Below are 24,552 nucleotides of genomic sequence, written 5' to 3' on the forward strand. Positions count from 1 at the left end.
CGTTTTTCATGACCTCGCCGACGGGCGTCAGGTCAGGCTGCGGTTGCGCGCCAGGGGCGGGTTCTTGGCGAAGTAGCGCGAGATGCCCGTGGCGATGGCCTCCACGAGCTGGGCCTGGTAGGCCTCGCTGCTGAGCTTGGCCTCCTCCTCGGGGTTGGAGATGAAGGCCGTCTCCACGAGGATGCTGGGGATGTCCGGCGCCTTGAGCACGGCAAAGCCGGCCTGCTCCACGCGCGGCTTGTGCAGCTTGCCCACGCGGCTGATCTGCCCGAGCACCTCGCCGCCCAGCTTCAGGCTGTCCTTGATCTGCGCCGTGGTGCTGAGGTCCAGCAGCGTGCGCAGCACCGAGGCGTCCTTGACCTTGGTGTTCACACCGCCGATCAGGTCGGCGGCGTTCTCGCGGTCGGCCATCCAGCGGGCCGCTGCGCTGCTGGCGGCGCCGTCGCTGAGCGCGAAGACGCTGGCGCCGCGGGCCTGCGGCGTGAAGAAGGCATCGGCGTGCAGCGACACGAAAAGATCGGCCTGCACGCGACGCGCCTTGCGCACGCGCTCGTGCAGCGGCACGAAGAAGTCGGCATCGCGGGTCATCATCACGCGGATGTTGGGATGCTTGTCCAGGCGGTCTCGCAGCTTCAGGCCGATCGCCAGCACCACGTCCTTCTCCTTGAGCCCGCTCGGGCCCGTGGCGCCAGGGTCTTCCCCGCCATGACCCGGGTCGAGGGCGATGACGATGAGGCGGTCCAGCTGCTGCTTGGTGAGGGGCGGGGGCGGCACGACCTGGGGCGCCGAGGCGGCACTGGCCGGTGGCGGCGTCTGCGTCTGCGGCTTCTGGGCGATGAGCACGGGCGCACTGGCCGCCGGCGGGGCGGAGGTGGCCGGGCGGGTCGACTCGGGCTTGTCGAGCTTGGCGATCAGCTCTCCCAGCGCATCCTGCACCGACTGCGCCGCGGCTTTTTCCGCCGCCTCCTTCTCGCGGATCAGCGCCAGCAGCGGGTCGCGTTCCTGCAGCGGGTAGAGGTCCAGCACCAGCCGGTGCTTGTACGCCGCCACGGGCTGCAGCGTGAAGACCTGCGGCGCCACCGCCTGCTTGAGGTCAAGCACGATGCGCACCACGCGGGGCTGGTTCTGGCCCACGCGCAGGCCTTCGATGTAGGGGTCGTCGGCCCGCACCTTGCCCAGCAGCTCGCGCAGCCCCGGGCTGAGGTCGAGGTCATCGACGTCGATCACCAGGCGGTCCGGTCCGCTGACGAGGCTGTGCCGCGCGACGAGGGGGCGGTCGGACTCGATGGTGATGCGGGTGTAGTCCTGCGCCGGCCAGATGCGCACGGCGACGATGGTGGCAAGACCTGGCCCCGCCAGCAGCTGCGTTGGCGCCTGCAGCAGGAGCGCGAGGCCGCCCATGCGGCGCAGGGTGCTGCGGCGGGAGCTCGTCACGGGCGGCCTCGTCATGGGCGCGCCTCCGGTCCCAGGCTTGCCAGCAGGCTGACGCCGCGCGGCGTGCATGCCTCCAGGCGCAGCCGGCGGGCGTCGTCCTCGGCGATGTCCAGGTGCAGGGCGAGGTCGGGCACGGGCAGCATGCCGGCGGCCTTCTCGGGCCATTCCGAGAGCTTGAGCCCGGGGCTGGTGAAGATCTCGCGGAAGCCGGCATCCTCCCACTCGCGCGGGTCGCCGAAGCGGTAGAAGTCGAAGTGGCTCACCACGCCCCGGCCGCCGTGCTCGGCGAGGTCATAGCTTTCCATGACGGCGTAGCTGGGGCTCTTGATCCGGCCCTGCACGCCCAGGGCGCGCAGCAGGTGGCGCACCAGGGTGGTCTTGCCGGCGCCCAGGGTGCCGTGCAGCTCGATGGAGGCGTCCAGCAGCTCCGGAGCCCGTGCCAGGTCTTGCGCAAAGCGTTCGCAGGCGGCCTCGTCGGGCCAGCGCAGCTCGCGGGTTTCTAGAATGGCCAAATGCAGCAAACTCCCCAGATGTCTCTCGACCCCCAGGCGGTCATGCAGGAATTGCAGGCCTGGGCGCATGAGCTGGGATTCTCACAGATTGGCGTGGCCGACATCGACCTCAGCAGTGCCGAGGCGGGCCTGCTTGCCTGGCTGGAGGCCGGATTCCACGGCAGCATGCACTACATGGCCAGCCACGGCCTCAAGCGGGCGCGCCCGGCCGAGCTGGTGCCCGGCACCGTGCGGGTGCTGACCGCCCGCATGGACTACCTGCCCGCCGCCCTGGGTCCTGAATGGCGCCGTCTGGAATGGCAGGGGCTCTCGGACCCGATGCGCGCCCAGGTCTCGCTCTACGCCAGGGGCCGCGACTACCACAAGGTGCTGCGCCAACGCCTTCAGCAGCTGGCGGACCGGCTGGCGAAGCGGGTGGGGCCGCTGGGGCATCGCGTGTTCACCGACTCCGCCCCCGTGCTGGAGGTGGAGCTCGCCGCGCGCTCCGGTCTGGGCTGGCGCGGCAAGCACACGCTCACGCTCTCTCGGGATGCCGGCTCGCTGTTCTTCCTGGGCGAGATCTACATCGACCTGCCCTTGCCCCTGAGCGCGCCCGCGCCCGCCCACTGCGGGCAGTGCCAGGCCTGCCTCGACGTCTGCCCTACGCAGGCCATCGTGGCGCCGTACCGGGTGGATGCGCGACGGTGCATCTCCTACCTCACCATCGAGCACGACGGCGCGATCCCCCCTGAGCTGCGCCCGCTGCTGGGCAACCGCATCTACGGCTGCGACGATTGCCAGCTCGTGTGCCCCTGGAACAAGTTCGCGCAGCGCAGCCCGGTACCGGACTTCGACACCCGTGCGCACTTCTCGGCGCCGGGCCTGCTGCAGCTGTGGGGCTGGGACGAGGCCGAGTTCCTGCGCCGCACGGAGGGCTCGGCCATCCGCCGGATCGGGCATTGGCGCTGGCGCCGGAACCTGTCGGTGGCCATGGGCAACGCGCTGAGGCAAGACCTGGCCCCGGGCGACCGGCAGGCGCTGATGTCGGCACTGGCTGCCGCGCTCGACGTGGCAACAGCCGGAGGCGATGAGGTGCTCGCCGAGCACCTGCGCTGGGCTATGGCGCCAGCCGCGCCTGCACCAGCAGCCACAGGGGCAGGCTGATCATGCCCAGCAGGGTGGACAGGGTGATGAGGCCGGCCACGAAGGGCCCGTTGCCGCCCATGCGCACGGCCAGCACGTAGCTGCTGGAGGCCGTCGGCAGGGCCGCGAAGGCCATCAGCAGCAGGGCCTGGGCCTGCGGAAGGGCGAGGGCGTGGATCAGCGCGAGCGCGACGAGCGGCAGGGCGCCATGGCGGATGAAGAGCAGGGCGCCTGCCAGCCCCGGCGCATCGCGCAGCGCCCCGAAGCGAAGACCCGCCCCGACGGCCATCAGCCCGAGCGGCAGGGCCGCCACGCCGATCTTCTGCAGGCTCACGGCGGCCGGCTCGGGCAGGCGCAGGCCGCTCAGGTTCGCCACGAGCCCCAGCACCGTGCTGACGATCAGGGGGTTGCGGGTCAGCTCGCGCAGGTAGCCATGCCCGCCGTGCCGGGCCAGCGGCCATACCGCCGCCACATTGGCCAGGGGCACGCACAGCGCGATCAGCAGGGCGATCCAGGCCACGCCCTGTGCGCCCTGCAGTCGTTCGGCCAGCGCGAGCGCGACGAAGGAGTTGAAACGGAAGGCGATCTGTGCGCCCGAGGCATGGTTCTGCGCATGCATGCCGGGCCACAGGCGCAGCGCGTAGGACAGGGCCACCCCCGACAGCAGCACGGCCACGCCCGCGCCCGCGAGCGCCAGCGTCTCGCCCGGCTGCAGCTGGCTGCGGGAGATCGAGTTGAAGAGCAGGACCGGGAACAGCAGGTAGTACACGAGCCGCTCCACGCTGGCCCACACCGCGCGGTCCAGCGAGGTCCAGCGGCACAGGCCGAAGCCGGCGGCAATGAGCAGGAGGTCTGGCAGCAGCAGGAGCAGGTCAGGCATGCGTGCAGTGTGCCAGCCAGAGGCGTCGCGCCGCTGACACCGTGGTGCGGGAGTGCAGGCGCCACGGGCACCCAAGACGGTGACGGCGGCCTATCATTCCGCACGTCTGCTTTCCATGACGCTTGCCATGCCGCCCTTTTCCGACAGTACCGATGGATATGCGCAGTCCCGCTTCCCGATGCATGGGCGGGTGTGGGTCCAGACGGAGGGGCCGCTGCTGCTGAACGTTGCGGATGGGCCCTTCAACCGGGAGCTGGTGCTGGCCCTTGGATCCCTGCTGGCCACGCGCATTCCGGAGATGCAGGCCCAGGGGCCGTGGGTGCTGCTGGCCGTGATCCGGCACAGCACGCTGGCCACCGATGAGGCGTTGGCCGCCTTCACGGACATGCTGCTGCACATCGCCGCCGCAGGGCGAGCCCCCCGCGCCGTGGCCCATGTGACGGCGTCTGACGTGGAAGGTGTCGGCCTGATGGACGTGCCGATGGCGCGCTGCTTCGAGGCGGCCGGCATTCCATTTGCCTGCTTTCGCGATGAGCTTCCCGCACGTGCCTGGCTGGCCGGGCGGCTTGCCGGCTGACGGCTGTGCGCTCGTGGGCCGCCGGGGTCAGACCTTCGAGTCCAAGGGCTTCTGCCTCGCTTAGACTGGGACATTCCTTCAGCAGGACAACGAAAGGAACTCCATGAGCCGTCGCACGATTCTCAAGCACATTCCCCTGGCCCTGGCGGCCCTTGCGTTGCCGGGTGTCGCCCTGGCGCAGGGCTATCCCACGAAGCCGGTCAAGCTGGTCGTGCCTTTCGCACCAGGCGGCACGACGGACATCGTGGCCCGCGTGGTGGCCGAGAAGATCAACGGCCCGCTGGGCCAGACCATGGTCGTCGAGAACAAGGCCGGTGGCGGTGGCAAGGTCGGGGCGAACGAGACGGCCAAGGCCACGCCGGACGGCTACGCGCTGGGCATGGCGACGGTCTCCACCACGGCGGCCAACCCGGCCATCGATCCCAAGATCCCCTACAACCCGCTGACCGACTTCACGCCCATCATCAATGTGGCGGCCACGCCCAACATCATCGCCGTGCACCCGAGCTTCCCGGCGCGGGACTACAAGGGCTTCCTCGCCGAGCTGAAGAAGAACCCGGGCAAGTACAGCTACGCGACCTCGGGCACCGGTGGCATCGGGCATCTGCAGATGGAGCTGTACAAGTCGCTGGCAGGCGTGTTCGTGCTCCATATCCCCTACCGTGGCGCCGGCCCGGCCCTGAATGACACGGTGGCAGGCCAGGTGCCGATGATCTTCGACAACCTGCCCTCGGCGCTGCCCTTCATCAAGGACGGCCGCCTCATTCCCATCGTCGTGGCAGCGCCACAGCGCCTGGCCCAGCTGCCGCAGGTGCCGACGTTCAAGGAGGTGGGCCTCGAGCCCGTCAACCGCATGGCCTACTACGGCATCTACGGGCCCAAGGGCCTGCCGAAGGACGTGGTCGACAAGGTCAGCACCGCCGTCAAGAAGACGCTGGAGCTGCCGGACGTGCGCAAGCGCATCGAGGACACCGGTTCCATCATCGTGGCCAACACGCCGGAGCAGTTCGCCGCCCAGATCAAGGCCGAGTACGAGGTCTACAAGAAGGTGGTCGAGACCCAGAAGCTCAAGCTGGACTGAGCGGGCCCGTGCCGCCGTCCGTCAAGCGCAAGCCGGCCGTCTCTCGCGGGGCCGCGGCCGAGGTGCCGCACAGTGCGGCGCGCCGGGCCAGTGCCCAGGCAGCCGAGCTCTTCCTCGAGACGCTGTGGCTGGAGGACGGCCTGTCCGCCGCCACGCGCCAGGCTTATGGGCGCGACCTGGCCCTGCTGGCGGACTGGCTCGATGCCGAGCTGTCGCGCAGTCTCGACGAGGCCAGCCAGGCGGACCTGCAGGCCTACATCGCGGCGCGTCACGAGGGCAGCAAGCCCAGCAGCGCCAACCGGCGCCTGAGCTGCTTCAAGCGCTACTACCGCTGGGCCTTGCGCGAGGCGCGGCTGCGGCAAGACCCGACCCTGCAGCTGCTGCCCTCGCATCGCCTGCAGCGCAGCATCAAGACGCTCACGCAAGCGCAGGTCGAGGCCCTGCTGCAGGCGCCAGACGTCGACGAGACGTTCGGTTTGCGGGACCGCGCCATGCTGGAGCTGATGTATGCCAGCGGGCTGCGGGTGAGCGAGCTCGTCGAGCTCAAGACGCTGCACGTCGGCCTGAAGGAAACCGCGATGCGGGTCATGGGCAAGGGCAGCAAGGAGCGACTCCTGCCTTTCGGCGAGGAGGCGCGGGACTGGCTCGTGCGCTATCTGCGGGATGCGCGACCGCAGCTCGCGGCCGGCCAGCAGCCGGAGGCGCTGTTCCTGAACCGCTACGGCGAAGCGCTGAGCCGGCAGATGTTCTGGCGCCTCGTCAAGAAGTACGCCGTGCAGGCGGGCATCCGGCAGAGCATCTCGCCGCACACCCTGCGCCATGCCTTTGCGACGCACCTGCTGAACCACGGGGCCGACCTGCGCGCCGTCCAGCTGCTGCTGGGGCATGCGGACCTCTCGACCACGCAGATCTACACGCACGTGGCGCGGGAGCGTCTCAAGGCGCTGCACGCGCAGCACCATCCGCGCGGCTGAAGGCGGGGAGAGCCGGGGTCAGGTCTTGCCCATGGCCCGCGCGCCGGTCAGCGCACCGGCAGCGGGGAGGGCGGCTTGATCTCCTCCAGGCAGATCATCGAGCGCACATCGGCCACGCCGGGCAGCTGCATGAGCTTGTCCGTGAGGAATTGCGAGAGCGACTTGAGATCGCCGGCCACGACCTTCAGCAGATAGTCGCAGTCCCCCGAGACCGTGTGGCATTCGAGAATCTCCGGGAAGGCCTTGAGCAGCGCCTCGATGTCCCGCACGCGGACGAAGGCCTGCGCCTCGATGTTGAGGCTCACGAAGGCGGTCACGCCCAGGCCCAGGGACTGCGGCTCCACGTCGGCCCGGTAGCCGCGCAGCACGCCCCGCTCCTCGAGGGCGCGGACGCGGCGAAAGCACTGCGGTGCTGAGAGCTGCACGCGGGCGGCGAGGTCCACATTGGCTATGCGCCCCTCGCGCTGAAGGATCTCCACGATGCGGCAATCCAGAGTGTCGAGCGGCGTGTTGGGCATGGGAGCGCGGGAGGAGGTGGAGCGTGCGCCCGGATGATCGCAGCCTGCTTCCCGTGAGGATGGCACGTGAGCTAGTGGTTAACCCGAGGTTTGACGAGGAATCTCGCCGACAATAGCGCCCCATGGACCACAGCTTTCTCTCCGCCCTGATCCTGCTCCTGCTGGTGCTGGATCCACTGGGCAGTCTCCCCATCTTCATTCCCATCATGCGCGGCGTGCCCAAGGAGCGGCGTGTCAAGGTGGCCCTGCGCGAGGTCAGCATCGCCTTCCTCGTGCTCATCGCCTTCATGTTCCTTGGCGACGGCTTCCTGCGCGTGATGCACCTGTCGGAGCGTTCGTTGGAAGTGGCCGGCGGCGTGATCCTGCTCATCATCGCCATGCGGATGATCTTTGGCAGCTCGGGCGACTCGGCCTATGGCCTGGAGCCTGGGCGCGAGCCGCTGATCTTTCCGCTGGCGGTGCCGCTGCTGGCCGGGCCGTCCGCCATGGCCACGGTGCTGCTGCTGGCCTCGCGCCAGCCGGACCGCATCCTGGAGTGGATCGGCGCCTTGACCGCCGCCATGCTGATCTCGGGGCTCACGCTGATCCTCGCGGACCGCATCCGCAAGCTGCTGGGCGATTCCGTCGTCTCGGCCATCGAGAAGCTGATGGGCCTGGTGCTGACGGCGATCGCGGTGGAGATGGTGCTGGCCGGGCTGAAGCGCTACTTCATCGGCGGGCTGTGACGCCCGCCTGAGGGGGCGTCCCGGGGGGGGCCGTGGACGACCGCCCGGTGGCCGTGATGACCGTCGTCTCGTGACCCGCCGGCGCCGCTGGCACCGCCAACGGGCCGTGGCTGTCGCGCAGCGGGCGTCATGGCGGGGGAAGGGGTGGACGGGCGGCCGTTGCCACGGCGTTGTGCCGACAGATCCGCTACACGCTGCTTGAGTACACGCTGCTGGAGCGCAGGCCGCTTGAGTACAGGCGGGCTCGTCAGCGAGCCGCGACCGGCAGGGGGCCTCGGCTGGAGGCTCGATGAGCGAACTGGACGCCCGGCATGGCCTGGAGCTGGCGGAGGGGCTCGTCGATGCCGAAGGGGGCCTCCACCTCGATGGTGTAGATGGTGGCCATCGCGGGGTTGTCCGTGCCTGGGAACACGACATTGGCGCGGGCCCGCTGGGCTCGATGGGACGTCACGAGGTCCTCGCAGAACTTCGTGAAGACGCGATGCCAGAGGCTCTGAGACTTGACCGGAGAGCCGTTCTCAAGGACCTTGACAGTGATGGTCTCTTGCTGCATAGGCCGTGCGCTGGGAATCGACAGATTGTACTGCTAGGCGTTTGAAAGGACGAAGGGGCCCTTCCAATGCACGCAGCCGTAGCCCAGATCATCGGTCTTTCCTGTCTGGCCGGGGCATCGCTCGATGGGGATGTTGTCACGGATCGTGGCAGCGGGTGGGGGGCCGGGATGCCCGGCGGCGACCCGCGCGGCCATGGCGGTCACGAACGGGGTGGCCATCGACGTGCCCGAGCAAGGGGCATATCCCGACTTCTTCTTGAAGAGCGAACTGGCTTTCGTCGGCGCGGTGGACCAGATGTCCACGCCGGGAGCCACCAGCGAGAGGTGGGGGCCGGCATTGCTGAAGTCGGCCCGAGCCCCCTGGTCGTCAATGGCCCCCACCGCCAGCACGCCGGGCAGATTGGCCGGGTAGTTGGGGTAGTCGCCGTCATCTCCGTCATTGCCGGACGCGGCGATCACCAGCGCGCCGCTGTTGAGCCCCTGCTGGATGATCAGCTCCTCCGCGGGGTCGTGGTCGGGGCCACCGAGGCTGAGGTTGACGATCTTCGCCCGTGCGAGCGCGGCACCCAGTGCGCGGTAGTAGTCCGTGGCGCTGTACTTGACGCCAATGCCCTTGAACACGTGCAGCCGCGCATTGCAGGCGCCCTTCATGCCGCCAGGTGGCTGACCCGTGGCGGCGATGATGCCGCAGACATGGGTGCCATGCCCTTGGACGTCGTCCTCGGATTCGTCCTGGCAGAAGTTGACGTAAGCATCGATCGCGTTCACGAGATCAGGATGCGCGCGATCGACGCCGGTGTCGACGACGGCGACGGCGATGTCCGAGGCGTCCACCGCATCGGCGTCCACGGCCACGTACTGCATGCCCCAGTGCGACATGCTCGACGACTGGGCTCCCATGTCCGCACCGGGGGAGCGCGCCAGCACGCCCCGGGGCGGCGCGACGTAGACGGTGGCCGCGCCCATGTCGTCCGACAGCGTTTCGAGGACCTCGCGCGTCTGTGCCTCGCCCAGCGTCTTGACGGTATAGACCTTGGGCAGGACGAGCGAGACGGCCTTGGCCTGCCGGTCGGACTTGCGGACCGGCTGGAGGTCCAGCTGGAAGTTCGGCTGGAAGTTCGCCTGGAAGACCGGCTCGGCCCGGCCGTCGTCCAGGAGCGCCTGCAGCGCCGGACCGATCGCCTCGACAGCCGCCGGGCTCCGGCCTGATCGCGGCCGGGGCGGCATCAGGACCACCACCTCATGACTCCACCTGGATGCCGGCTTTTCCATGACGTTCTCCCTTGTGGGGGCGCATATTGCCTGGGTGGACGCGTCTTGTGAAGGACCGCACCTCTCCCTGAGTCCTCAGGGCTGCGGATGATCCCCGGCAGCCTCCCACGGGCCCAGGGGCGCCGGACGGCTGAATGGAAAAGGCCGGCGGGAGATGGCTCCGGCCGGCCCCAGGGTCTGGATGAACGCTTCGGCTACTTCTTGGTGTCCTGCTGCAGCGCCCGCAGCACCGCATCGTTCGGATCTTCGGCAGCGCCGCTGCCTGCCGATGCCGGCGCGCTGGCCGCCTCCGGCGCGAAGAGCTTGCTGGCATCGTCGGCGCTCATGCCGTCCTTGCCCTTGTCGCCGTCCTTGCCGGTGTCCATGCCCTGCAGCAGCTGCGTGGCCTGGTCCATGTCCACGGGCTTCTCCTTGTCCAGGAAGGCGGTCACGGTGACCGGGAAGAAGATCACGATGGCCACGAGGATCAGCTGCATGAACACCCAGGGGATGGAGCCCATGTAGATGTCGCTGGACTCGACCTTTCTCGGGAGCGAGCCCTGCTTGAAGAGGGTGTCCGAGATGCCGCGCAGGTAGAAGAGTGCGAAGCCGAAGGGCGGGTGCATGAAGCTGGTCTGCATGTTCACGCAGAGCATCACGCCGAACCAGACGAGGTCGATGCCCATCTTGTCGGCCACCGGGCCCAGCAGCGGCAGGATGATGAAGGCGATCTCGAAGAAGTCGAGGAAGAAGGCCAGGAAGAAGATGAAGATGTTGACCACCACCAGGAAGCCGACCTGGCCGCCGGGAAGGGTGGACAGCATGTGCTCGATCCAGTGGCCGCCCTCGACGCCCTGGAACACCAGCGAGAAGGTGCGCGAGCCGATCAGGATGAACACCACCATGGCGGTGATGCGCATCGTGCCCATCATGGTGCCCTTGACGAGCGGCCAGTTCAGGCGACCATGCAGGGCGGCCAGCACGAAGGCGCCCACCGCGCCCATGGCACCGGCTTCCGTCGGGGTGCAGATGGCGGTGTCGATGCCCGGGAGGCCGCCCATCGAGCCCAGCACCGCGAAGATCAGCACGGCCGAGGGGACGATGCCGCGCAGGCACTTGCGCCACAGGGCCCAGCCCTGCAGGGTGCGGGCTTCCTTGGGCACGCCGGGCACGTGCTCCGGCTTGATGCGGGACAGTGCGAAGGTGTAGAGCGCAAAGATCAGCACCTGGATGATGGAGGGGCCCCAGGCGCCCTTGTACATGTCGCCCACCGGCCGGCCGAGCTGGTCTGCCAGCACGACAAGCACGAGCGAGGGCGGCACCAGCTGCGTGATCGTGCCCGAGGCCGCGAGTACCCCGGTGGCATAGCGCATGTTGTAGCCGTAGCGCATCATCACGGGCAGCGAGATCATGGCCATCGCGATGACCTGGCCGGCCACGGTGCCGGTGATGGCGCCGAGGATGAAGCCCACGATGATCACCGAGTAGCCCAGGCCGCCACGCACGGGGCCGAAGAGCTGACCCATGGAGTCGAGCATGTCCTCGGCGAGGCCGCACTTCTCGAGCAGCGCGCCCATCAGCGTGAAGAAGGGAATGGCCAGCAGCAGGTCGTTGCTGAGGATGCCGAAGACGTTCTGCGGCAGGGCCGCCATGAACTCGGGCGGGAACCAGCCCTGGCTGATGGCGAAGAGACCGCAGCCGAGGCCCAGCGCGGCGAGCGAGAACGCCACGGGGAAGCCGATCAGCATGATGACGATCAGCCCCGCGAACATCAGGGGCGGGAATTGCTCCATGCTGATCATTGCAGGGGCCTCTCGTAGTGGGTGTCCATGTTGTAGCGGTGGCTGAGCCAGCCGATGCGCTTGATGATCTCGGCCACGCCCTGCAGCCACACGAGCGCGAAGCCCAGCGGGAGCATCAGCACGGCGGGCCAGCGGATCAGGCCGCCGGCATTGCTGGAGACCTCACCGCTGACGAGCAGCTTGTGGACGTAGGGCATGAAGCCCAGGGCGGAGAGGGTGTCTTCCGGGCGCATGCCGGTCGTGAGCTTGCCCACGAACAGCCCCCAGGACAGCCAGGCCATGTAGCCGATGACCGGCAGCAGGAAGACGGTGAGGCCGAAGAGGTCGACCAGCACCTTGGCCTTGCCGCTCAGGCGGCTGTAGACCAGGTCGACCCGCACGTGCTCGTTGATGCGCAGGACCTGCGCGGCGCCCAGCATCACGCAGGCGGCAAACAGGTACCACTGGATCTCGAGAAAGGCATTCGAGCTGTAGTCGAAGGCGTAGCGGACGACGGCGTTGGCCGCACTGATGAGGCAGGACAGCAGCACGCCCCACTCGGCAAGGGTGCCGAAGCGGTCGTTGAGTCTGTCGATGGCCTCCGCAAAGGCAATCAAGGCGTTCATGGGCAGTTCCTGGGCAAAGGGCGAGGGCGGTGGGCCCTGCCGGCTTGCCCGGACTGTATCGATTGCCCGCTGAACGCTGCCTGAATTCAGGCAGGGATGAGGGAAAGCCCCGAGGAGGTCTTCCTGCGGCGGGAGGATCAGCCCTGGGTCGCGGCGACGAAGAGCTTGGTGCAGCGGGCGCCCGAGCGGCAGAACGCGAGCACAGGGCCGGGCAGGGTCGCGAGCAGTTCGCGGAAGGCCGCGATCTCTTCGGGGGTCTGATAACCGCCCTGCACCGGCAGATGGGCGTACTGCAGGCCGGCCGCTGCCGCGGCGGCGGCCATGCTGGTACTGCTGGGCTGGCCGGGGCCGCCTTCACCGTCAGGACGGTTGTTGATCACGCTGCGAAAGCCCGCAGCGGCGGCTTCGGCCATGGCCGTCGGTTCCAGCTGAGGGGCAACGGCGAAGTCGGGCGTCAGGGGATTGAGCGGCAGGGTCATGGCAGTGCTTTCGTGGGAGGGGACGGAGGCCGGGCCGGCCGAGCGCATCGCGTGATGGCGCCGGGCGGCCCTTGACGCGTCAGGGGGCCAGTGCCTTCTTGACGGCGGCGGAGACCAGGCCCATGTCGGCCTTGCCGGCGAGCTGCGTCTTGACGGCGCCCATCACCTTGCCCATGTCACCCGGGCCCTTGGCGCCGAGCTCGGCCACGATGGCGTTCACGGCGGTCTGGATCTCGGCTTCGCTCAGGCGCGCCGGCAGATAGGCCTCGAGCACCACGACCTCGGCGGCCTCCTTGTCGGCCAGATCCTGGCGCGCGGCGGCCGTGTATTGCGAGATGGCATCCTTGCGCTGCTTGATGAGCTTGTCGACGATGCCCACCAGCATCACGTCGTCCACCTCCACGCGCTCGTCCACTTCCTTCTGCTTGACGGCGGCCAGCAGCATGCGGATGGTCGAGAGCTTCTCGGCTTCCTTGGCGCGCATGGCGGCCTTCATGTCTTCGGTGATGCGTTCTTTGAGGGTCATGATGGGGACTCGTGGAAAGGGGCGGGCCCTGGGCGGGTGGCGATCGGGAGGATCGTGCCGATGCCGCAAAAAGCCGTGCCGGAATGGAAAAAGCCCGCGACAGCGTCCTGCGCGGGCTTTGTTGAAGGGACCGAAGCCCCCTCAGCAGCGTATGGACGCCTGACGGCGCCAGAAAACGAGAAGCTCAGTACAGCTTCTTGGGCAGCTGCATGCTGCGCACGCGCTTGTAGTGACGCTTGACGGCGGCAGCCTTCTTGCGCTTGCGCTCGGCAGTGGGCTTTTCGTAGAACTCACGAGCACGCAGCTCGGTGAGCAGGCCCAGCTTTTCGATGGTGCGCTTGAAGCGGCGCAGGGCCACGTCGAACGGCTCGTTTTCTTTGACGCGAATGGTGGTCATGAAGCAATAGTTCCTTCAAGGTGCGCTCGGTGTTCGCCTGAACTGCCCCTGACCAGGATTGGCCAGTGAGCGCTCTGAAGCGGAAGTATCCGGAGTCCGCTTCCGAATCGACGCGCGGGTTTGCTAGCAAAGACCGGGATTATAGCCACAGATTTTGCTGACTGCCACTATTGCAGTCTTTGTACTGCATTTTCCTGTTCAACCCACGCGCTGGGCGGCCGCCAGGGCCTGCTGGCGGGCCAGTGCGCCCTGGGCACAGGCGTGGGCGCTGGCCCAGGCCCACTGGAAGTTGTAGCCACCCAGCCAGCCCGTCACGTCGACCACCTCGCCAATGAAGAAGAGGCCTGGCTGGCGACGGCTCTCGAGCGTCTGGGAGCTCAGCTCCCGCGTGCTCACGCCGCCCCGCATGACCTCGGCCTTCTTCCAGCCTTCGTCGCCCGCTGGCGTGAGCTGCCACTGCTTGAGGCTGCGGGCGAGCGTCTCGAGATCCTTGTCCCGGCATTCGGCCATCGGACGACTGCCGTCGAGCCCCTGCTGCTTCAGCCAGGTCTGGGACAGGCGGGCGGGCATCCATTCGCCGAGCACATTGCCCAGCTGCTTGCGGCTGTTGCCCTTGGCCTCGCGCAGCGCGGCGGCGAGGTCGAGCGAGGGCAGCAGGTCGATCTCGATGGGCTGGCCGGGCTGCCAGAAGCTGGAGATCTGCAGGATGGCGGGGCCGCTGAGCCCGCGGTGGGTGAAGAGCAGGTCTTCCAGGAAGCGGGTGCGCTGCTTGCCCTGGCCGGCGCTGACGACCACCTCCAGCGACAGTCCGGACAGCTCCGCAAAGGGCGCCCAGCTCTCGGCGGAGAAGGTCAGCGGGACCAGGGCCGGGCGCGGTGTCACCACCTCGTGGCCGAATTGCTGGGCGAGCCGCAGGCCGAAGTCGCTGGCGCCGATCTTGGGCACGGGGAGGCCGCCGCAGGCCACCACCAGGGAGGGCGCCCGGACCGTGCCCTGGCTGGTCTCGAGCTCGAAGCCGTCTGCCAAGGCATGGACGGCCGCGACGGTGCAGGGCTGCCAGCGCTGCACACCGACGGCCTCGCACTCGTCCTTGAGCATCTGGATGATGCGCTCGCTGCCGTCGTCGCAGAACAGCTGGCCGCGGTGCTTCTCGTGGAAGCCGATGCCATGCTTCTGCAGCAGGGCGATGAAGTCCTGCGGCGTGTAGCGGGCGAGGGCGGAGCGGCAGAAGTGAGGGTTCTCCGACAGATAGTTGGCCGGGCCCGCTTCGCGGTTGGTGAAGTTGCATCGCCCGCCGCCGGAAATGCGGATCTTCTCTGCCAGCCGGGGCGCATGGTCGATCAGCAGCACGCGCAGGCCCAGCTGGCCCGCCTGGGCGGCACAGAAGAGGCCGGCGGCACCGGCACCAATGATGAGGAGATCGACGTCAGGAGAAGCAGGCATGAGGCAGGAATGGGGCGGCAGGGCGCGATGGGAAGTGCCGGATTCTCGCCGCAGTCGGCCGGGTGGCGGCCAGTCGTCGGCAAGGGGCGCCGGCGCCGATGCGGATCGGCAGTCCGTCTGCACGGTGGCACCAGGGTTGCCCGGCCTGGCCCAGAAACGGGGGCAAAGCGTGACGGAAGAGACGCGCCGGGCAGGCCCGGATGTGACTTACGGCGCCTTTCCTCGCGCCCCTGACGAGAAGGATGACCCAAATAGGGGGCAGGCGTCGCCGCCAAGCGGTCTGGTTTTGGCTACCATGCGCGGAGCTTTCGCTGACCGGTTGCGCTGACTGCCCAAGGGGTGGGGCCGGCCGGTCGTCCAGACCCCCGTACAGTGGCGGGCCGGGCCGGCAGGGGCGAGCAGTCAAAGAGGCGAGAAGGCTTTCAAGGCATGGACATTCAATCGGCGAACGCACAGGGCATGGCAGGTCGCCCGGGCAGCCTGCAGGACTGGCTGCAGGTGCAGGGCCTGCCCGATGGTGGCGCAGCCGGCGCGCTGCTGAGCCTCGCCGAGCCGCTGGGCGCCTTCCTGGCGGTCAAGTCCCTGGCCACCGGCCGTTACGTGTATGCCAGTGCCGGGCTGGACCGCCTGTTCGAGCGCACCGAATCCTCCCTGGTCGGCAGCAGCGACGTCGACCTCATGCGCGGTGACGAGATGCAGGCCATGCGTCGCGTCGAGCAGGCCGTCATGGCGCAGCGCACGGTGGTGGTCAGCGAGCACCGGCTCGAGCTGGGCGGCCGCCGGCGCGACTTCATGGTCACGCGGGTGCCCCTGGGATCGGATCACATCATGTCGATGTGGTCCGAGCGGACGGAAGAGAAGCACCGGGAGTCCCACCTGCAGCGGGCGCTGCAGCAGATCGAGCAGCAGCAAAAGGCCATGGAGCAGCTGCGGCGCGAGTCCGAGAAGGGCAGCGGCCGCGATGACACGTCCGGGCTGTACCTGCGGGCGCAGTTCGACGACCAGCTGCTGCGCGAGATCGACCTTTCCACACGCGAGCACAGGGAATTCGCCCTGGTGCTGATCTCGCTGGACCCGTTGCCGGCCGAGGCGCGGCATCTGCAGGACGAAGCCCAGCAGCGCATGCTCGAGGGACTCGGCCGCATGCTGCGGGCCAACACGCGTGCAATGGACGCCGCCTGTCGCGTCGGCGAGCAGCTGTTCGCTGTGCTGCTGTCGGGCGTCGGGCTGGCCACGGCCCATGCCCGCATGGAGCAGCTGCGCCGCCAGTGCGTGAGCCAGATCATCGTGGTGCAGGGCATGGACCTGAGCCTGTCGCTGTCCATGGGCGTGGCGAGCTTTCCGCACACGGCCTCGCGCCAGGAGGAGTTGCTGGGGGCGGCGCAGTCGGCCATCCAGGAGGCTCAGCGCCGGGGCGGCAACCAGGTCGTGCTGGCGCCCATTCCCTTCGGCAGTCAGGCCTGAACGAGGCCCGCGGTCTCCGGGCCCTTGTTGGGTTGAAGGGGTTTGCCGGTGGATGCTGGCAGATGCCGCCAGATCACGGCCGCAGCAGCGGCCGTTCCCCGCACGTCGCCGCCGCGGCGCGCACTCAGCGAGGGGCTTGCGCCAGCACCTGCAGCACGGCCGCCCATTCCTCCGGGCTGACGGGCGTGATGGACAGGCGGCTGCCGGGCTGAAGCACTCGCAGGGTCGAGAGCGCGGCCGTCTGGCGCATCTCCGCGAGGCTCAGCAGGCGCGTCTTGCGGGTGAAGCGCACGTCCACGTGCACCCAGCGAGGCGCTGCAGGCGAGGACTTGGCGTCGAAGTAGGGGCTGCCGGCATCGAACTGGCTGGCGTCCGGATAGGCGGCGCTGCAGACCTCGGCCACGCCGGCGATGCCGGGCTGCGGGCAGGACGAGTGGTAGAACAGCACGCCGTCGCCCGGGCGCATGTCGTCACGCATGAAGTTGCGGGCCTGGTAGTTGCGCACGCCGATCCAGGGGACCGTCTGTGCGGGCGCCGCGGCGAGGTCATCAATGGAGCACTCGTCCGGCTCCGATTTCATCAGCCAGTAGTTCATCGGCCTCGTGTTCATGGGCGACAGGTCCATCGGCAAGGGCATCAGGGACCGGCGAGCCCGGCAGCCGGCCGGCACTTGGTGTCCAGCAGGGCGGGCCGGCGGGGGGGCGCAGCACGGGAGCGGCAGGGAGCCGGCGCTGCGCCAGGGGAAGAAGGTGTCCGCCGCGAGCCGTGAGCCGCATTCCTGAACCCAGGGGATTCAGGTGGGCGAGGTCAGCCAGGCTTCGGGTTCATCTGACGCGAGACGATCACACCAGCGAGGCGATGTTCCAAGCCCATGCTCAGAGAGCATCGGTTCAAGGAAATATAAGACTCACGCGAACGCAACGGACGCCGCCATTCTAGGCCCAGCGGCGCTGCGTTCAGAGCAGTTGCCCATCCTGCGCAAGGGCTTCGTCGAGTCTTTTGATGAGGCCATCCAGATCGGGTAGGGCGCCTTGCGACGCGGCGGGCGCACCCGCGGTGCCACTGGCACGGGCGGCGGGCTGCTCGGCCAGCTGGTAGGCCAGGTTCAGCGCCGCCAGCACGGCAATGCGCTCGCGGGCCTTGATGCGGCCGGCGTCGCGGATGCCGCACATCTCGCGGTCCACCTGCGCCACGGCCTTGCCGAGCGCGGCTTCGCCGCCTTCGGGGCAGCCCAGCAGGTAGCTCTGGCCCATGATGGTCACTTCCATCTGCTTCATGGCGCGTTCTTCTCCGATTCGAGCGGCAGGCGATCCAGCAGGGCGTCGATGCGGGCCCGGGCGGCGTTGAGGCGGGAGCGCATGCCGTCGCGCTCCTGGGTCAGGGCACGGACCTGCTCCTCGAGCAGGGCATTGGTCCGGGTCAGCTCGTCGTGACGCAGGAGGAGCCTCTCCACCCGGTCAACAAGGTCGGTGATGCTTGGCATGGCTGGCTGTGACGATCTCGCCTACTGGTGATGGGCCATTGTAGGGGCCGGCGTGGCCCCGGCTCAGGCCAGCGCGCGGCCCTCGTCGCAATCGACCCGCACGCTGCACTGCGCGCACAGCGGGCGCCGGGCCTGACAGACGTAGCGTCCGTGTAGGATGAGCCAGTGGTGGGCGTCCACCAGAAAGGCCGCCGGGACCCGCCTCAGCAGGCCTTGCTCGACCGCCAGCGGTGTCTTGCCCGGCGCGAGCCCGGTGCGGTTGCTGACCCGGAAGATGTGGGTGTCCACGGCCATGGTCGGTTCACCGAAGGCGACGTTCAGCACCACATTGGCCGTCTTGCGGCCGACGCCAGGCAGGGCCTCCAGGGCCTCGCGGCTGCGCGGCACCTCGCCGCCATGCTGTTCGACCAGGATCCGGCAGGTCGCGAGCAGGTTCTTCGCCTTGGTCCGGTACAGGCCGATGGTCTTGATCGCGTCGGCGAGGCCGGCCTCGCCCAGGGCCAGGATCTTCGCCGGCGTGTTGGCCTGCGCGAAGAGCCGGCGGGTCGCCTTGTTGACGCCGACGTCCGTGGCCTGTGCGGACAGCAGCACGGCGGCCAGACATTCGAAGACGCTGGCGTACTCGAGCTCGGTCTGCGGCGCCGGGTTGGCCGCCCGCAGGGTCTGGAAAAAGTGCAGGACTTGGGCGTCGTTCATGGCGCGATTGTGGTTCATCTGAGGACGGGAACCGGGTCGGCTCGGCGAGAATGCGGCACGCGTCCACCCGGAGCGCCTTCAACTGCCCGCATGAGTTCTGCCCCGACATCCGCCCCATCGTCCTCGAGCGCCGCGCCCCTGTGGCGCAGCGCCGCCGCCCGCCCGTGGCTGGCCCTCCTGGTCGCCGCCATCCTGCTGCGTCTGGTGACCCTGCCGTTGATGGCGCTGACGGACCACACCGAGGCCCGTTACGCCGAGATTGCCCGCCTGATGGTGCAGCTGGGCGACTGGGTGAGCCCGCACGTGACGCCCACCGAGGTGTTCTGGGCCAAGCCGCCGCTGTCCACCTGGAGCCAGGCGCTGCTGATGGAGGTCTTCGGCGTCAATGAATGGTCCGGGCGCCTCGCGGCCCTGGGCTGGGCACTGCTCGGGCTCTGGAGTCTCGACTGGATGCTGCGGGCCAGCCTGGCGCCGCTGCAGCGCGCGGCCGTGCTGGCCGCCCTGATGCTGTGCCCCATGTACTTCATCTGTGCTGGGGCCGTGATGACCGACGCCACCCTGATGGCCACCGTGCTGCTGGTGCAGGCGGCGTGGTGGCGCGCGGTGACCGCCCCCGACGCGCCGGCTCGGCGCCGCGCCGGGCGTGTCCTGGCGCTGGGCCTCGGGCTCGCACTGCTGACCAAGGGCCCGGCGGCGGGCGTGCTGGCACTGCTGCCGCCCGTGCTGCATGCACTGTGGCGCCGCCATGGCGCCGTGGTGGCGGCCATCCTCAAGGACCCGCTTGCCTGGCTGATCTGGATCGGCCTGGCCGTGCCCTGGTACGTGTGGGCAGAGCAGCGTACCCCCGGCTTCCTGCAGTACTTCCTGCTGGGTGAGCACGTGATGCGCTTCCTGCAGCCCGGCTGGAAGGGCGATCGCTACGGCTTCGCCCACGCCCAGCCCATCGGGATGATCTGGCTCTTCGTGCTGGTGTCGGCGCTGCCGTGGATCGTGCATGCCGTCGTCGCGCGGGTGGCCCGCGGGCGCGGGGCGTCGGCGGCGTCCGGTGCGTCGGCGCCGGAGCGCCTCGGGCACGAGCTCTGGGTCTATGCCCTGTGCATCACCGCCGCGCCGCTGCTGCTGTTCACCGCGGCACGCAACATCATCCCCACCTATGCCGTGACCGCGCTGCCCGGCGTGGTGCTGCTCTGGCTGGCCCAGTTCGACGTGCCGGCCCTGGCCCGGGCGCGCCATTGGGGCACGGGCGTGCTGGTCTGGGCGCTGATGGCGCTGGGCTTCGGCTGGCTCGGGCCGAAGGAGTCGCTGCGGGCCTCCGACCGTGAGCTCATCCGGGCCTACGAGCAGGCCTGTGGTCCGGACGCCTGGACCGCCCGCTGCGGCCTGGCCTATGCCGGCAAGCCCGACTACTCGGCCTTCTTCTACAGCGCGGGGCGCCTCTATGGCCCGCCCGCCGGCGCTACCGTGCGCTTCCAGGTCCTCGAGAAGGACACCCCGACCGCCCGCGCCGACGCGCTGGCCTGCAACAAGCACCTGTGCCTCTATGCCGCTCCCTGACCACGCCCCCGCGAGCACCCTCCCAGCCCCGACCGAGCCGACGGAGCCGATCACACCCCTGGCAGGCCGCGAGCGGCCGCAGCTGCTCTCGGTGGTCATGCCCGCCTACAACGAGGCCCGCAACCTCAGCTGGCTGCTGCCACGGCTGGTGGAGGAGCTCTCGCCGCATGCGCAGGCGCTGGAGCTGCTCGTCATCGACGACGGCAGCCGCGACGACACGGTGATGGTGGTGCGGGGCCTGATCCGCCAGGGCCTGCCCGTGCGGCTGCTGCGCCTGTCGCGCAATTTCGGCAAGGAGGCCGCGCTCACGGCGGGGCTGGATGCCGTCGAGGGCGACGTGGTGATCAGTATGGACTCCGATGGCCAGCATCCCATCAGCTGCGCCATCAAGATGCTCGAGCGCTGGCGCGAGGGCTACGACGTTGTCTACGGCGTGCAGAAGGGCCGCCGGGAGTCGCAGTCCCTCGCCCGGCGCCTGTACACCCGGGTCTTCTACTGGCTGATGCAGAAGGGCTCGCGCTTCGAGCTCCCGGCGGATGCGGGCGATTTCCGCCTGCTCGATCGCGCCGTGGTCCTGGCGCTTCGCCAGCTGCCGGAGCGCGCACGCTACATGAAGGGCCTGTTCGCCTGGGTGGGCTTCCCGGCCACGGGCATCGAGTTCATCCCCGATGCCCGGGCGCACGGCGAGACGAGCTTCAAGTTCATGGGTCTGCTGCAGCTGGCCGTGACGGGCATCACCGCCTTCTCGAAGGTGCCGCTGCGGGTGGTATCGGCGCTGGGCATCGTGGTGTCGCTGCTGTCCGTCGTGTTCGGATTCTGGATCGTCTTCGAGAAAGTCTTCCTGGGCAACGAGATCTCCGGCTTCGCGACGCTGGCCGCCTCCATCACCTTCCTGGCAGGCGTGCAGCTGCTGTGTCTGGGCATCATCGCCGAGTACCTGGGCCGGGTCTTCGACGAGGTCAAGCGGCGGCCGCTGTACGTGACGCAAGACCTGACCCCGTCGCTTCGCAAGCCGGCCGTCTCGGACCCGGAGGTGAGGGCTTGAAGTCGCTCCTGTGGTTCGGGGCCGTGGGCGGGAGCGCCGCGGCAGTGCACTTCGCGGTGGTATGGCTGCTCGTGGGCAGCTGGCAATGGCCGGCGCTGGCGGCCAATGTGATGGGGTTTCTGCTGGCCTTCGGCGTGAGCTTCGTCGGGCATCACAGGCTGACCTTTGCGGCCCAGCAGGCGGATGGTCGGCAGGCCTTGCCCCGCTTCTTCGGCGTGGCGCTGCTGGGCTTCGCGTGCAACGAGCTGCTCTATGCGCTGCTGCTGGCCTGCGGGGTGGAGTACCGCCTGGCGCTGGTCGTCGTGCTGCTGGCCGTGGCGGCGATGACCTGGTGGCTGGGCCGGCACTGGGCGTTCCGGCGTCGCCGAGAGGGGGCCTCGTGAGCCGCCGCCGCATCCAGCTCTGCGCCGATGACTACGGCTTCGACCGCGCCATCAGCCTGGGCATCCTCGACTGCATCGATGCCGGCGTGGTCACCGCGACCAGCTGCATGGTGCTCTCGCCGGCCTGGCCGCACTGGGCGCCGGCGCTGAAGGAGCGCGGTGCGCAGGCCGACCTGGGCCTGCACCTGGATCTCAACGAGTTCGCCCACTATGCCAGCCGTTCGCTCAAGGGCTGGCTCCTGGCGGCCTACCGCGGCGCGGTGCCGCAGGCATTGGCCGCCCCCTGGATCGAGTCCCAGCTCGACGCCTTCGAACGGCGGATCGGGCGGGCGCCCGACTATGTGGATGGCCACCAGCACCTGCACCAGATTCCCGGCGTGCGGGAGGCGGTGCTGCAGGTGCTCACCCGGCGCTACGGGCACGCCTGCGCACTTCGCATCACCTGCTCGCGTCACTGGCGCGGGGCGAAGGCGGCCCTCATCGGACGGCTGGGCGGGCGGGCCCTCGCCGCGGGCGCCCGGGCCGAGGGCTTGCGGGTCAACCGGGACTTCGCGGGGGTCTACGACTTCGAGCCCGCCACCGACTACCGGGAGCGGCTCGAGGCGTGGCTGCGCTCCTTGCCGGAGGGCGGACTGATGATGTGCCACCCGGGGCGTGCCGGGTCGACCGAAACGAGGGCCGACGGCATCCGCGCCGCGCGCGTCAACGAGCATGCCGTCCTGGCCGGTGGCCAGGCGCTGGGCCTGCTGCAGTCACTGGACATCGAACCCGGGCGCTGCCGCGACTGGGACGTCGCCGGGCCGGACTGACGGCGAGGCGCCGTGAAATGCCGGACTTGGGGCGGCGGGACGGCTCAGCCCTCGCGCTTGGCGCGAGCGCGGGCGAGCGCCGCCTCGATCACCGAACGCTTGCGCTGGAGCTCGGCGTCGTCCGCCGGCTTGGTCAGCTCGGCCAGGTGGGCGAGCTTGTGCTCGGCCTTCTCGGCCAGCCGGCGGGCGTTCTCCTGCGTCTCCCGCTGCTCCCGGAACTGCTTGAACCGGTAGCGCTCGCGCGCCTGTGACGCCTGCGCCGCGCTCCATGCCTCCCAGCCGCTGCGCCCGGGCGTGGCGTCCACGAGCGAGATGCAGTCCACCGGGCAGGCCGGCACGCACAGCTCGCAGCCCGTGCATTGCTCCGCCACGAGGGTGTGCATGAGCTTGGGCGCACCGCTGATGCAGTCCGCCGGGCAGGCCTTGATGCACAGCGTGCAGCCGATGCACCAGGCTTCGTCGATGACCGCCAGCGTGCGCGGGCCCTCGACGCCATGCGCAGCGCTCAGGGGCAAGACCGGCCGGCCCGTGATGCGGGCCAGGCGCGCGATGCCCTCGGCGCCGCCCGGCGGGCACTGGTTGATGCCGGCCTCGCCGCGCGCCATGGCCTCGGCATAGGCGCGGCAGTCGGGGTAGCCGCAGCGTGTGCACTGGGTCTGCGGCAGGGCGAGATCGAGTTGCTCGATCAGGTCGGCAAGGGAGTCGGGGGCGGCGGTCAAGGTCGAGGAAAGAGCAGCGTCAGGTCGTGGCCTTGCTGCGCGAACGGGCGGCGGGTCGCTTGCTGCCCGTCGCGGCGGTGGCCGTGAGCGGGGCTGCATCGTACTTCGCAATGAAGCTGCGCACCTCCGGATAGACCATCTCGCGCCAGCGGCGGCCCGAGAAGATGCCGTAATGGCCGGCGCCGATGGCGTCGTAGTGGTACTGGTCGCCGCTGGGAATGCCGCTGCACAGCTCATGGGCGGCACGGGTCTGGCCGGCGCCGGAGATGTCGTCCAGCTCGCCCTCCACGGTCAGCAGCGCGGTGCCGCGGATGTCCTGAGGGCGCACGAGTTCGCCGCCGACCTGCCAGGTGCCGTTGACCAGGGCGAAGTCCTGGAACACGGTCTTGATCGTGTCGAGGTAGTACTCGGCCGGCATGTCCAGCACGGCGTTGTACTCGTCGTAGAACTTGCGGTGGGCCTCGGCGCTGTCGTCGTCACCGCGCACGAGATCCAGGAAGTAGTCGTAGTGCGAGGTCAGGTGGCGGTCCGGGTTCATGGCCACGAAGCCCGTGTGCTGCAGGAAGCCGGGATAGACCGCACGGCCGGCGCCGGGGAAGTTTGGCGGGACGCGGTAGATGACGTTGTTCTCGAACCAGCTGTGGCTCTTGTTCATGGCCAGGTTGTTGACGGCCGTGGGGCTGCGGCGGGCGTCGATGGGGCCGCCCATCATGGTCATCGAGCGGGGCGTGGGCTCGCCGCGCGAGGCCATCAGCGAGATCGCGGCCAGCACGGGCACGGTGGGCTGGCAGACCGAGATGACGTGCGCCTGGTCGGCGCCCACGTGGCGGATGAATTCCTGGACGTAGTTGACGTAGTCATCGAGATGGAAGGGGCCCTCCTCCAGGGAGACCATGCGGGCGTCCGTCCAGTCGGTGATGTAGACCTTGTGGTCGCGCAGCAGGGACTTGACGGTGTCCCGCAGCAGGGTGCTGTGATGGCCGGACAGCGGCGCGACCACCAGCACGGTGGGCTGTGCCTTCATCTTGGCCAGCACGGCCGGGTCGTCGGTGTAGCGCTTGAAGCGGAGCAGGCGGCAGAAGGGCTTCTCCAGCGGGACCAGCTCCTGCACGGCGACCTCAACGCCGTCGACGTCCACGCCGCGGATGTCGAACTCCGGCTTCTCGTAGTCCTTGGCGAGGCGGTGCATCAGGTCCAGCCCGGCCGAGAAGCGCGCCGCCATCGGCGAGTGCGCGAAGGGCGACAGCGGGTGGCTGTAGAGCTTGGCAGCGGCGCTGGCGAACTCCGAGAACGGGCTCATCAGGGCGCGTTGGGTTTCGTAAAGCTGATACAGCATGTGGGATCCCTTCCATGGCTGGCCGGCACCGCGGGATGCGTGGGCACGGCGTGAGGCGTGGATGCCTGTGAAGCATCTTGCCTTGTTTTGTGCGTTGCAGCATTGTAGGGATCCCAAGCTGACAGCCAGCTTGGTGAAATACCCCGCACAAACCCGCCCTTTGACCCAGGTCACGCGGGGCGCG

The 24,552-nt window shown here is 69.2% G+C and carries 28 protein-coding genes and 1 other RNA gene; 10 read left to right on the top strand and 19 right to left on the bottom strand.

Translation table 11 applies throughout. The annotated features are described in order from the left end of the window. Positions 1-27 precede the first annotated feature (27 nt). Together QRD43_RS15990 and tsaE are read right to left on the bottom strand one after the other, a co-directional pair. Positions 28-1,449 (bottom strand): N-acetylmuramoyl-L-alanine amidase, encoded by a 1,422-nt coding sequence (locus QRD43_RS15990; RefSeq protein ID WP_285983498.1) that lies wholly within the window; start codon positions 1,447-1,449, stop codon positions 28-30. After that, a complete protein-coding gene (tsaE, locus tag QRD43_RS15995) occupies positions 1,446-1,952 on the bottom strand; it encodes a tRNA (adenosine(37)-N6)-threonylcarbamoyltransferase complex ATPase subunit type 1 TsaE (RefSeq protein ID WP_285983641.1) in 507 nt (168 codons plus the stop codon). The genes QRD43_RS15990 and tsaE overlap by 4 nt, the downstream gene beginning before the upstream one ends. Here tsaE and queG point away from each other — a divergent pair. Beyond that, a complete protein-coding gene (gene queG / locus QRD43_RS16000; protein ID WP_434063895.1) occupies positions 1,947-3,089 on the top strand; it encodes a tRNA epoxyqueuosine(34) reductase QueG in 1,143 nt (380 codons plus the stop codon). The genes tsaE and queG overlap by 6 nt on opposite strands. On the opposite strand, the gene QRD43_RS16005 is transcribed toward queG, so the two are convergent. Further along, positions 3,043-3,948: an AEC family transporter gene (locus QRD43_RS16005; RefSeq protein WP_285983499.1), complete on the bottom strand. Its 906-nt coding sequence runs from the start codon at positions 3,946-3,948 to the stop codon at positions 3,043-3,045. The genes queG and QRD43_RS16005 overlap by 47 nt on opposite strands. A 127-nt stretch (positions 3,949-4,075) precedes the next feature. On the opposite strand from QRD43_RS16005, the gene QRD43_RS16010 reads away from it, so the two are divergent. The 3 genes from QRD43_RS16010 (at position 4,076) to xerD (ending at position 6,580) form a co-directional block, all read left to right on the top strand. After that, positions 4,076-4,525: a hypothetical protein gene (locus QRD43_RS16010; RefSeq protein WP_285983500.1), complete on the top strand. Its 450-nt coding sequence runs from the start codon at positions 4,076-4,078 to the stop codon at positions 4,523-4,525. A 103-nt stretch (positions 4,526-4,628) separates the two neighbouring features. Further along, a complete protein-coding gene (locus QRD43_RS16015) occupies positions 4,629-5,606 on the top strand; it encodes a tripartite tricarboxylate transporter substrate binding protein BugE (RefSeq protein ID WP_285983501.1) in 978 nt (325 codons plus the stop codon). Positions 5,607-5,614: 8 nt separating this feature from the next. Next, complete coding sequence (gene xerD, locus QRD43_RS16020; RefSeq protein ID WP_434063896.1) at positions 5,615-6,580, top strand: site-specific tyrosine recombinase XerD; 966 nt, start codon at positions 5,615-5,617, stop codon at positions 6,578-6,580. Between the two features lie 47 nt (positions 6,581-6,627). On the opposite strand, the gene QRD43_RS16025 is transcribed toward xerD, so the two are convergent. Then, positions 6,628-7,098: an Lrp/AsnC family transcriptional regulator gene (locus QRD43_RS16025; protein WP_285983502.1), complete on the bottom strand. Its 471-nt coding sequence runs from the start codon at positions 7,096-7,098 to the stop codon at positions 6,628-6,630. Positions 7,099-7,220: 122 nt separating this feature from the next. Here QRD43_RS16025 and QRD43_RS16030 point away from each other — a divergent pair, with 122 nt between their 5' ends. Continuing rightward, positions 7,221-7,823, top strand: a complete 603-nt coding sequence (locus QRD43_RS16030) for a MarC family protein (RefSeq protein ID WP_285983503.1) — start codon at positions 7,221-7,223, stop codon at positions 7,821-7,823. Positions 7,824-8,070: 247 nt separating this feature from the next. Here the strand turns inward: QRD43_RS16030 and QRD43_RS16035 are convergent, their stop codons facing one another. From QRD43_RS16035 to QRD43_RS16070, 8 genes are all read right to left on the bottom strand, one after another. Further along, positions 8,071-8,376 (bottom strand): hypothetical protein, encoded by a 306-nt coding sequence (locus QRD43_RS16035; protein ID WP_285983504.1) that lies wholly within the window; start codon positions 8,374-8,376, stop codon positions 8,071-8,073. A 33-nt stretch (positions 8,377-8,409) separates the two neighbouring features. Further along, positions 8,410-9,648, bottom strand: a complete 1,239-nt coding sequence (locus tag QRD43_RS16040) for a S8 family serine peptidase (RefSeq protein ID WP_285983505.1) — start codon at positions 9,646-9,648, stop codon at positions 8,410-8,412. 194 nt (positions 9,649-9,842) lie between these two features. Further along, positions 9,843-11,426: a TRAP transporter large permease gene (locus QRD43_RS16045; protein WP_285983644.1), complete on the bottom strand. Its 1,584-nt coding sequence runs from the start codon at positions 11,424-11,426 to the stop codon at positions 9,843-9,845. Continuing rightward, complete coding sequence (locus tag QRD43_RS16050) at positions 11,426-12,034, bottom strand: TRAP transporter small permease subunit (protein WP_285983506.1); 609 nt, start codon at positions 12,032-12,034, stop codon at positions 11,426-11,428. Before QRD43_RS16050 ends, QRD43_RS16045 begins: the two co-directional genes overlap by 1 nt. A gap of 137 nt (positions 12,035-12,171) precedes the next feature. Further along, positions 12,172-12,513, bottom strand: a complete 342-nt coding sequence (locus QRD43_RS16055) for a protein tyrosine phosphatase family protein (protein WP_285983507.1) — start codon at positions 12,511-12,513, stop codon at positions 12,172-12,174. 79 nt (positions 12,514-12,592) lie between these two features. Beyond that, positions 12,593-13,039 carry a GatB/YqeY domain-containing protein gene (locus QRD43_RS16060; protein ID WP_285983508.1) on the bottom strand — a complete coding sequence of 149 codons (447 nt, stop codon included), beginning with the start codon at positions 13,037-13,039 and terminating at the stop codon, positions 12,593-12,595. Positions 13,040-13,223: 184 nt separating this feature from the next. Continuing rightward, positions 13,224-13,436 (bottom strand): 30S ribosomal protein S21, encoded by a 213-nt coding sequence (gene rpsU, locus QRD43_RS16065; protein WP_012346814.1) that lies wholly within the window; start codon positions 13,434-13,436, stop codon positions 13,224-13,226. Positions 13,437-13,634: 198 nt separating this feature from the next. Continuing rightward, the gene (locus QRD43_RS16070; protein ID WP_285983509.1) at positions 13,635-14,879 is read right to left on the bottom strand and encodes a BaiN/RdsA family NAD(P)/FAD-dependent oxidoreductase; all 1,245 of its coding nucleotides are present in this window, start codon (positions 14,877-14,879) and stop codon (positions 13,635-13,637) included. A gap of 429 nt (positions 14,880-15,308) precedes the next feature. Between QRD43_RS16070 and QRD43_RS16075 the strand changes: the two genes are divergently transcribed. Further along, positions 15,309-16,343, top strand: coding sequence for a GGDEF domain-containing protein (locus tag QRD43_RS16075; RefSeq protein ID WP_285983510.1), 1,035 nt, complete (start codon positions 15,309-15,311; stop codon positions 16,341-16,343). A gap of 124 nt (positions 16,344-16,467) precedes the next feature. Here QRD43_RS16075 and QRD43_RS16080 read toward each other — a convergent pair whose 3' ends face one another. The 5 genes from QRD43_RS16080 to nth all read right to left on the bottom strand — a co-directional run bounded on the left by QRD43_RS16080 (position 16,468) and on the right by nth (position 18,522). Continuing rightward, complete coding sequence (locus QRD43_RS16080; RefSeq protein WP_285983511.1) at positions 16,468-16,953, bottom strand: EVE domain-containing protein; 486 nt, start codon at positions 16,951-16,953, stop codon at positions 16,468-16,470. A gap of 136 nt (positions 16,954-17,089) precedes the next feature. Next, positions 17,090-17,273, bottom strand: a non-coding RNA gene (gene ssrS, locus QRD43_RS16085) — 6S RNA. A 26-nt stretch (positions 17,274-17,299) separates the two neighbouring features. Continuing rightward, positions 17,300-17,620 (bottom strand): cell division protein ZapA, encoded by a 321-nt coding sequence (locus QRD43_RS16090; RefSeq protein WP_285983512.1) that lies wholly within the window; start codon positions 17,618-17,620, stop codon positions 17,300-17,302. Further along, a complete protein-coding gene (gene zapB / locus QRD43_RS16095) occupies positions 17,617-17,826 on the bottom strand; it encodes a cell division protein ZapB (RefSeq protein WP_183104576.1) in 210 nt (69 codons plus the stop codon). The genes QRD43_RS16090 and zapB overlap by 4 nt, the downstream gene beginning before the upstream one ends. 63 nt (positions 17,827-17,889) lie before the next feature. After that, positions 17,890-18,522, bottom strand: coding sequence for an endonuclease III (gene nth / locus QRD43_RS16100; RefSeq protein ID WP_285983513.1), 633 nt, complete (start codon positions 18,520-18,522; stop codon positions 17,890-17,892). Between the two features lie 90 nt (positions 18,523-18,612). Between nth and QRD43_RS16105 the strand changes: the two genes are divergently transcribed. The 4 genes from QRD43_RS16105 to QRD43_RS16120 are packed head-to-tail and all read left to right on the top strand — an operon-like array spanning position 18,613 to position 22,313. Further along, complete coding sequence (locus tag QRD43_RS16105; protein WP_285983514.1) at positions 18,613-20,076, top strand: ArnT family glycosyltransferase; 1,464 nt, start codon at positions 18,613-18,615, stop codon at positions 20,074-20,076. After that, positions 20,063-21,121: a glycosyltransferase family 2 protein gene (locus tag QRD43_RS16110; RefSeq protein WP_285983515.1), complete on the top strand. Its 1,059-nt coding sequence runs from the start codon at positions 20,063-20,065 to the stop codon at positions 21,119-21,121. The genes QRD43_RS16105 and QRD43_RS16110 overlap by 14 nt, the downstream gene beginning before the upstream one ends. After that, positions 21,118-21,504 (top strand): GtrA family protein, encoded by a 387-nt coding sequence (locus QRD43_RS16115; protein ID WP_285983516.1) that lies wholly within the window; start codon positions 21,118-21,120, stop codon positions 21,502-21,504. Before QRD43_RS16110 ends, QRD43_RS16115 begins: the two co-directional genes overlap by 4 nt. Then, positions 21,501-22,313, top strand: coding sequence for a ChbG/HpnK family deacetylase (locus QRD43_RS16120; protein ID WP_285983517.1), 813 nt, complete (start codon positions 21,501-21,503; stop codon positions 22,311-22,313). Before QRD43_RS16115 ends, QRD43_RS16120 begins: the two co-directional genes overlap by 4 nt. Before the next feature lie 44 nt (positions 22,314-22,357). Here the strand turns inward: QRD43_RS16120 and rsxB are convergent, their stop codons facing one another. Together rsxB and QRD43_RS16130 are read right to left on the bottom strand one after the other, a co-directional pair. After that, positions 22,358-23,032 (bottom strand): electron transport complex subunit RsxB, encoded by a 675-nt coding sequence (gene rsxB / locus QRD43_RS16125; RefSeq protein WP_285983518.1) that lies wholly within the window; start codon positions 23,030-23,032, stop codon positions 22,358-22,360. 19 nt (positions 23,033-23,051) lie between these two features. After that, positions 23,052-24,368: a polyhydroxyalkanoate depolymerase gene (locus QRD43_RS16130; RefSeq protein ID WP_285983519.1), complete on the bottom strand. Its 1,317-nt coding sequence runs from the start codon at positions 24,366-24,368 to the stop codon at positions 23,052-23,054. Positions 24,369-24,552 lie beyond the last annotated feature (184 nt).

It is taken from the genome of Roseateles subflavus, from assembly GCF_030285365.1.
Taxonomy (GTDB): Bacteria; Pseudomonadota; Gammaproteobacteria; order Burkholderiales; family Burkholderiaceae_C; genus Roseateles_B; species Roseateles_B subflavus.